General features: G+C 70.0%; 7 protein-coding genes. 2 read left to right on the forward strand and 5 right to left on the reverse strand.

The genetic code is table 11. The annotated features are described in order from the left end of the window. Positions 1 to 55 precede the first annotated feature (55 nt). Positions 56 to 1285 carry an amidohydrolase gene (locus ABDV68_RS17230; protein ID WP_343521335.1) on the reverse strand — a complete coding sequence of 410 codons (1230 nt, stop codon included), beginning with the start codon at positions 1283 to 1285 and terminating at the stop codon, positions 56 to 58. Positions 1286 to 1357: 72 nt separating this feature from the next. Continuing rightward, a complete protein-coding gene (locus ABDV68_RS17235; RefSeq protein ID WP_343521336.1) occupies positions 1358 to 2347 on the reverse strand; it encodes a zinc-dependent alcohol dehydrogenase family protein in 990 nt (329 codons plus the stop codon). A 132-nt stretch (positions 2348 to 2479) separates the two neighbouring features. On the opposite strand from ABDV68_RS17235, the gene ABDV68_RS17240 reads away from it, so the two are divergent. Beyond that, positions 2480 to 2845: a helix-turn-helix domain-containing protein gene (locus ABDV68_RS17240; RefSeq protein WP_343521337.1), complete on the forward strand. Its 366-nt coding sequence runs from the start codon at positions 2480 to 2482 to the stop codon at positions 2843 to 2845. Between the two features lie 7 nt (positions 2846 to 2852). Here the strand turns inward: ABDV68_RS17240 and dapD are convergent, their stop codons facing one another. Together dapD and ABDV68_RS17250 are read right to left on the reverse strand one after the other, a co-directional pair. Then, complete coding sequence (gene dapD, locus ABDV68_RS17245) at positions 2853 to 3671, reverse strand: 2,3,4,5-tetrahydropyridine-2,6-dicarboxylate N-succinyltransferase (protein WP_343521338.1); 819 nt, start codon at positions 3669 to 3671, stop codon at positions 2853 to 2855. Further along, positions 3668 to 4333 carry a pyrimidine 5'-nucleotidase gene (locus tag ABDV68_RS17250; protein WP_343521339.1) on the reverse strand — a complete coding sequence of 222 codons (666 nt, stop codon included), beginning with the start codon at positions 4331 to 4333 and terminating at the stop codon, positions 3668 to 3670. Before ABDV68_RS17250 ends, dapD begins: the two co-directional genes overlap by 4 nt. A 257-nt stretch (positions 4334 to 4590) precedes the next feature. Here ABDV68_RS17250 and ABDV68_RS17255 point away from each other — a divergent pair, with 257 nt between their 5' ends. After that, on the forward strand, positions 4591 to 5580 hold the full coding sequence (locus ABDV68_RS17255; RefSeq protein WP_343521340.1) for an LLM class flavin-dependent oxidoreductase: 990 nt from the start codon (positions 4591 to 4593) through the stop codon (positions 5578 to 5580). Between the two features lie 391 nt (positions 5581 to 5971). Here ABDV68_RS17255 and ABDV68_RS17260 read toward each other — a convergent pair whose 3' ends face one another. Then, positions 5972 to 7279 (reverse strand): HAMP domain-containing sensor histidine kinase, encoded by a 1308-nt coding sequence (locus tag ABDV68_RS17260; protein ID WP_343521341.1) that lies wholly within the window; start codon positions 7277 to 7279, stop codon positions 5972 to 5974. Positions 7280 to 7602: the final 323 nt, after the last annotated feature.

Below are 7602 nucleotides of genomic sequence, written 5' to 3' on the forward strand. Positions count from 1 at the left end.
GATGACGGCGCAGGTGTCGGCATCACCATGGCCGCGGGGCATCTGATCGGCCAGCTCAAGCAGGCCCCCAAGCGCACGATCCGGGTGATCGCGTTCGCGCGCGGACGAGGAAAGCGCCGGCATTGCGCGTGGCGGTGGCGAGCGCCTGGTAGCGGGTGAGCCCCGCGGCTTCGAGCAGCGCGAGATTGTCGTGGAGCGAGCTGCCGACGAACACCCCCGGGATGGTCGGGGCATCGCTCCCCGCCACGAGCGGGATGCCGGCGTCGGCGAACGCCTTGACCAAGCGTCCAAGGAACGCGGCGCGCGGCATCAGGTCGCCCTGGCGCGTATCGTAGCCGGCCAAAGGCCATTCGAGCCGGTAGCGCGGCGAGAGCAGGCGGATCTCCGGGCTGGCGAGCGATTCCCGGACGATGGCGGGCTTGCCCCATTGCCCGGCGATCGCGCGATAAGTGACGAGATCGGCGGCGACGAACGCATCGTGACGCTTGACCATCGCGACCGCGCCGGGGATCGCGCTGTCGGGCGGCACGCGCTGGCCCGAATCGGCGGCGGGCGCGAAGAAGTGGCTGTAGATGAACTCTTCGGCATGGGCGACGAGCAGCTGGCCGCCGGCGAGCTGGCGCTCGAGCCCGCCCATCGCGGTGACGGTATGGCCGATGACGGGGATGCCGAGCTCGCGGCCCGCGGCGGTCAGCGCGGCGAAGGCCTCGGCGGAGAGGTTGTTGTACACCTTGATGAAGGCATAGCCGTTGGCGCGCGCGAGCAGGACCGCGGCGCGCGCTTCCTCGGCCGTGGTGACGACGAGATGGCCGTAGCGCGGCGAGCCGTCGACCGCGAGCGCGACATAGACGTGCGGCGCGGGGATGGCGGCGGTGTTCGCGGCGATGCGCGTGCGGCCGACAAAGGCGTTCGAAGCCTCGCCCATGTGGAGCACGGTGGTGACGCCATATGAGAGGTAGATGGCGAGATCGTCGCGGGTCTGCACATGGGTGTGCAGGTCGGCGAGCCCGGGGCTGAGCCACATGTTCCGCGCATCGATGCGGCGGGCGCCGGCGGGAATCGCGATGCGCGGGCCGATCGCGGCGATGCGGTCATTCTCGACCAGCACGGTCTGCCCGCGCAGCACGCGCTCGCGGTCCATCGGCACGACATTGGCGTTGACGAAGGCGGCCCGCGTGATGGGCGCGCTTGCCGCCTGCCTGGCATGGGCAGGCGGCATCGTCGCGAAGACGGCGAGGCAGATCAGGCAGGCGAGGCGCCGGAGCGCGGTGAGGACGGATCGCATGCCCGTTGCGTAGCGCAGAACGTCGAGCGCGCGACAGCGGTATCGTGCGCGATGCCGTCGTCGCGTGCCGCGCTAGACCGTCACCACGATCTTGCCGATCTGGCCGTTGGCTTCAAGATAGCGGTGCGCCTCGACGATCTGCTCGAACGGGAAGGTCCGGTCGATGCGCGGCCGCAGCTCGCCGCTGGCGAGGCCGTCGAGGACGAATGCCTTGGCGGCGGCGAGCTTCGCGTCGTCGCAGGTGGCTTCGTACAGCAGATAGCCCCGCACCGTCAGGCTGCGGCCCAGCACTTCGCCCACCGGGAGCGGCGTCTCGCGCGGGTCGAGCGCGCCGTAGACGAGGATCGTGCCGCGCGTCGCGGTGGCCGCGACCAAGCGGGCGAAGCCGGGCCCGCCGACCGGATCGAAGGCGACGCGCGCGCCGCCGCCGCGGGTGATCCGCTCGACCTCGGCGACGAGGTCCGCTTCCTCGGTGGCGATGACATGCGCCGCGCCCTGCTTGCGCAGTGCGTCCGCCTTGGCCGAGGTGCGCGTCAGCGCCACGGGGATGGCGCCGACGCGGCGCGCGACCTGGATCGCGGCGAGGCCGACGCTGCTCGACGCGGCGGGGATCAGCACGGTTTCGCCCGCGGCGAGCTTCGCGGTGTCGATCAGCGCGCCCCAGGCGGTGACATAGGCCATCCACACCGCGGCGGCGTCGATCCAGCCCAGATCCTCCGGCAACCGGGCGATGGCGCGGGCGGGCGCGAGCACGAGATCGCCGTACATGCCATAGTCGTGATAGCTGAACGCCGGGACCACCGCGACGCGATCACCGCGCGCGAGGCCCGCGACGCCGGGCCCCACCGCATCGACGATGCCGGCCGCTTCCGACCCGAGCCGGGCGGGGAAGACGGGATCGATGATGTAGGTGCCGCTGCGGTACAGGCTCTCGGCGCGGTTGAGGCCGATCGCCTTGACCGCGATGCGCACCTCGCCGGCGGCCGGTGCCGGAACCTCCGCCTCGACGAAGCGCAGCACCTCGGGCCCGCCCGTCTGTTCGAATTCAACGTGTCGCGGCATGCATTCAACTCCCTGGAGCGACGCCGGGCCGGGGATCGGCGCGGCGGGGAGCGGTGGAAATGTGCGCGAGGCCGCAATTGAAAATACGGTAATCGGATTCACATAGTGCCCGCGATGTAACCGGGGATGCCCATGCAGAAGCTGCACGATTACGACCAGGTGCCCGGCTGCACCCTCTATGCCGCGCTCAACCTGATCAGCGGCAAGTGGAAGGGGATGATCCTCTATCGCCTGCTCGGCGGCACGCGGCGGTTCAATGCGCTGCAGCGCGAGCTCAAGGGTTGCTCGCAGCGCATGCTGATCAAGCAATTGCGCGAGCTGGAGGAGGACGGGCTGGTCGAGCGCACCGTCTATGCGGTGATGCCGCCGCGAGTCGAATATTCGATCACCGCGGAGGGGCGGTCACTCGAGCCGGTGCTGCTGGGGCTGCGCGACTGGGGCCATGGCTGGCTCAGCCGCCGCGACCTGACGGCGCGCGCGGATCATCTCGCCGCCTGAGCCGCGATCAGTCGCGCAGCAGCTCGTTGATCCCGGTCTTGCTGCGGGTCTGCGCGTCGACGGTCTTGACGATCACCGCGCAGTAGAGGCCGGGGCCGCCGTCCTTGCCGGGGAGCGTGCCGGGGACGACCACCGAATAGGGCGGGACGACGCCGCGATGGACTTCGCCCGTCGCGCGATCGACGATCTTGGTCGAGGCGCCGAGATAGACTCCCATCGACAGCACCGCGCCCTCGCCGACGCGCACGCCCTCGGCGACCTCGGCACGGGCGCCGATGAAGGCGCCGTCGCCGATGATCACGGGATCGGCCTGCAGCGGCTCGAGCACGCCGCCGATGCCGACGCCGCCCGAGAGGTGGACGTTCCTGCCGATCTGCGCGCAGCTGCCGACCGTCGCCCAGCCGTCGACCATCGAACCCTCGCCGACATAGGCGCCGATGTTCACGAAGCTCGGCATGAGCACGACGTTCTTCGCGATGTGCGCGCCATAGCGCACGACGCTGCCCGGCACCTGGCGGAAGCCCGCGGCACGGAAGCGCGCGGCGTCCCAGCCGGCGGTCTTGAGCGGGACCTTGTCGAAGCCCCAGTCGCCGTTCCGCGTGCCGATCACGTCGTTGTCGTTGAGGCGGAAGGAGAGCAGCACCGCCTTCTTGAGCCACTGGTTGACCTGCCAGCCGTCGGCGACGGGTTCCGCCACCCGCGCGGCGCCGCTGTCGAGCAGGTGCAGCGCCTCGGCCACCGCCTCGCGCACCGCGCCGGTGGTCGCGGTCGAGACATTGGCGCGGTCTTCCCAGGCGGCGTCGATCGTGGCGGCGAGGTCGGTCATGCGTGCTCCAGGATGGTTTCCAGCCAGTGGCGGATGTCGTGGGTGGTATGGTCGATATAGCTGCGGTCGGCGTCCGGCGCCTGTTCCGAGCCGTTGTCGACCCAGATCGTGGTCATGCCGATCGCCTTGGCGGGCGCGAGGTTGCGCGCCATGTCCTCGACGAAGGCGGCGCGGGCCGGGTCGACGTTCCACGCCTCGCACACGCTGCGATAGGCGTCGGGGTGCGGCTTGGGCGCGTAGTTGCTGGCGTGGACGTCGTGGATCGCCTCGAAGCTTTCCGCGAGACCGAGGCGACCGAGCACCTTGCGCGCATAGGGTTCGTCGGCGTTGGTGAAGACGATCTTGCGGCCGGGCAGCTTGGCGATCGCGGCGGCGAGGGGCGCGTCATGCTCGAGCACGTCCATCTCGATGTCGTGGACGTCGGCGAGATATTCGTGCGGGTCGACGCCATGCTCGGCCATCAGCCCCGCGAGGGTGGTGCCGTGCGAGATGAACCAGCCCTTCTGCACGCGGTGCGCCTCGGCCGGGTCGAGGTTCAGCGCGCGCGCGACATAGGCGCCGATGCGCGCGTCGATGCGCGCGAACAGGTCCGCGCTCCTGGGGTAGAGCGTGTTGTCGAGGTCGAACAGCCAGGCGTCGATATGGGCGAGTTCGGGGGGCATCGTGGCGGCGTTTAGGGGAGTGGGGCGGGGGAGGGAAGGATAGGATTCGTTGAGGAGGGCAAATCCTCCCCCGCCAGGGGGAGGTGGCGCCGCGAAGCGGTGACGGAGGGGTAGTTTCGTCAAGCGGTGTCGCGTGGGGAGAATACCCCTCCACCAGCTTCGCTGGTCCCCCTCCCCCTCCGGGGGAGGAATTGATTGTCTTAGCTTAAGCCATCCTTGGCTAGCGGCGGCGCGGTTCGCTTCCCATCTGGCGGGGCATGACAGCCTATTCCCTGCTCGACCTCGTTCCGATCGTCGAAGGCGGCAATGCCAGCCGGTCCTTCGCCAACGCCGCCGACCTGGCGCGGCATGCCGAGGCGGAGGGGTTCAGCCGCTATTGGGTGGCCGAGCATCACGGCATGCCGGGGATCGCGAGCGCGGCGACGGCGGTGGTGATCGCGCATGTCGGCGCGGCGACCTCGACGATCCGCGTCGGCGCGGGCGGGATCATGCTGCCCAACCATGCGCCGCTGGTGATCGCCGAGCAGTTCGGGACGCTCGACGCGCTGTTCCCGGGGCGGATCGACCTGGGACTCGGCCGCGCGCCGGGGAGCGACCAGAAGGTCGCGCGGGCGCTGCGGCGGACGCTGGAGAGCAGCTCCGACGCCTTCCCGCAGGATATCGTCGAGCTGCAGAGCTATTTCGCGGACGACGGCCAGACCGGGATCGCCGCGGTGCCGGGTGGCGGGGCACGGCCGGAATTGTGGATCCTCGGATCGAGCCTGTACGGCGCGCAGCTCGCGGCTGCGCTTGGGCTGCCCTATGCCTTCGCCTCGCATTTCGCGCCGGGATCGCTCGACGAGGCGCTCGATGTCTATCGGCGGCTGTTCCGCCCCTCGGCGGTGCTCGCCGAGCCGTGTGCCATGGCCGGGTTCAACGTGTTCGCGGCGGAGACCGATGATGAGGCGGAACTGCTCGCGACCTCGATGCAGCAGACCTTCGTGGCGTTGCGCACGACCGGCACCGGCATTCGCATGCCGCCGCCGGTGAAGGGCTATCTGGAGACGATTCCGCCACAGGCGCGGGCGATGCTCGACCAGGTGCTGTCGTGCACCGCGATCGGCGGGCCCGGGAAGGTACGCGACGGGCTGGCGCGGTTCATCGCGCGGACGGGAGTGGACGAGGTGATGCTGGTCAGCTCGATCTTCGACCATGACGCGCGCAAGCGCAGCCTGACGATCGCGGCGGAGGCGATGCGCGGGCTTTGAAGGCCGGTGCCCTATTTGACCAAGCCACCGCCCGAAAGCTGCCTTGATCGGCGGGCACCAACCGCGGTGACAGGGGCGCGTTCAGGGGGCTGAACGAGGAGCAGACGGCGATGCCACCGCCCAAGGCTGCCACGAAGAAAGCCGGAATAAGGTGCCATATCGGCATCCACCGCCCGCGCCGCCGCGACCGTCCGGGACGCGGCGAATTCGAGACCAAGTGCCGCGACTGCGGCTGCGACCTGGTGTTGAGCCCGGTGACGGGACGATGGCGGTTTTCCGGGGTGATGGGATAGGGCCTTCCGCCGCCACCCAGCGAAAGCTGGGGCCTCCAGCCGCACTCGCGACGCGTGACGAACGAGACCCCAGCTTTCGCTGGGGTGACGGTTTTCCTCTAGCCCGCCGCCGGCAGCCTCAGCCGCACGAGCAGCCCGCCGAGGTCCTCGCTCTCCTCCAGGCTCACCGTGCCGTCGTAAATCTCGGCGACGTCGCGGACGATGGCGAGGCCGAGGCCGGTGCCCGGCTTGCCGGTGTCGAGCCGCACGCCGCGGTCGAAGATGCGGATTCGATCCGCCTCGGGGATGCCGACGCCGTCGTCCTCGATCAGGATCTCGACGAAGCCGGCCTGCGCGCTGACCGTCACGAATACGCTGCCGCCGCCGTACTTGGCGGCGTTCTCGACGAGGTTGCCCATGATCTCGTCGAGGTCCTGGCGCTCGATATGCGCGACGAGGTCCTTGGGCCCGTCGGTATCGATGCGGACATGCGGGTAGAGGCGCGAGACCGCGCGCTCGACCGACTCGACGCTGGGCCACACCGGCGCGCGGCTGTGCGCGCTGCCGCGGCGGCCGACGGCGCGGGCGCGGGCGAGGTGATGGTCGACCTGGCGGCGCATCGTCCGCGCCTCGCGCACCACCGTGGCGGGCAGGTCCGCCGCCTCGGCGGTGGCGGCGTTCATGATCACCGTGAGCGGAGTCTTGAGCGCATGCGCGAGGTTGCCGGCGTGACGGCGGGCTTCCTCGGCCTGCTTGTCGTTGTGCGCGACGAGCGCGTTGAGCTCCTCGACCATCGGCGCGACCTCGGCCGGCATCGCGCCCTCGATCCGCGATTCCTTGCCGGTGCGCATGCGCTGGATGGCGATGCGCAGCTTGCGCAGCGGGATCAGCCCGTACCAGGTCTGCAGCGCGGCCATCACGATCAGGCCGGCGGCGAGCAGCAGGAAGCTGCGCACCAGCGTCTTGCGCAGCGCCGCGATCTGCGCGTCGAGCATGTCGCGGCTCTGCGCCACCTGGAACCGCCAGCGCACCGGCGAGCCGGGGATCTTGAGGTCGCGCTCGACCACGCGCAGCCGGTGGTCGGGGAATTGATCCGAATCGTAGGTGTGGACTTCCTGGTCCTGATGCGCCCGGTCGATGCGCAGCTGGCGATCCCATAGCGAGCGCGACGGGAAGGGCTCGTAGCCCTTGCCGGAGACTTGCCAGTAGAGGCCCGAATAGGGCTCGAGGAAGCGCTGGTCGGACAGCTGGCGATTGAAGGCGATCTGTCCTTCGGAATCGATCTCGGCGGAGACGATCAGCGAAGTCAGCAGATATTCAAGCCCGTCGTCGAAGTTGCGCGTGATCGCGCCGGTCAGCACGCGATCGAGCGCGAAGCCGCCGCCGGTGAGCAGCAGCGTGATCCACGCCGCCGCGATCAGGATCATGCGCCGGCTGAGCGATCCGGTGGTGCGGACATAGGGACGCGGGGCGGGGTCGCCGGGTCCGAGCTCGAGCGGCTGCGGCGGGGCCTCCGCGCGACGGACGAACGGAAACGAGCGGTCGAGCGTCAGTCCGAAGGGGAGATTCAGGAAACTCGACATTCAACAGTCACCGGTCGGTACAAATCCTCCCCCGCCAGGGGGAGGTGGCGCGCGTAGCGCGACGGAGGGGGAGGAAGCCCGCAGGGCGACATCGCCCTCCGCGCGCACGTCACCGAACACCGACAGGGTGACGAAGCCACCGGCCTGGATCTGCTCCACCGACAACG

This window comes from Sphingomonas sp., assembly GCF_039595165.1.
In the GTDB taxonomy this organism is placed as follows: Bacteria; Pseudomonadota; Alphaproteobacteria; order Sphingomonadales; family Sphingomonadaceae; genus Sphingomonas.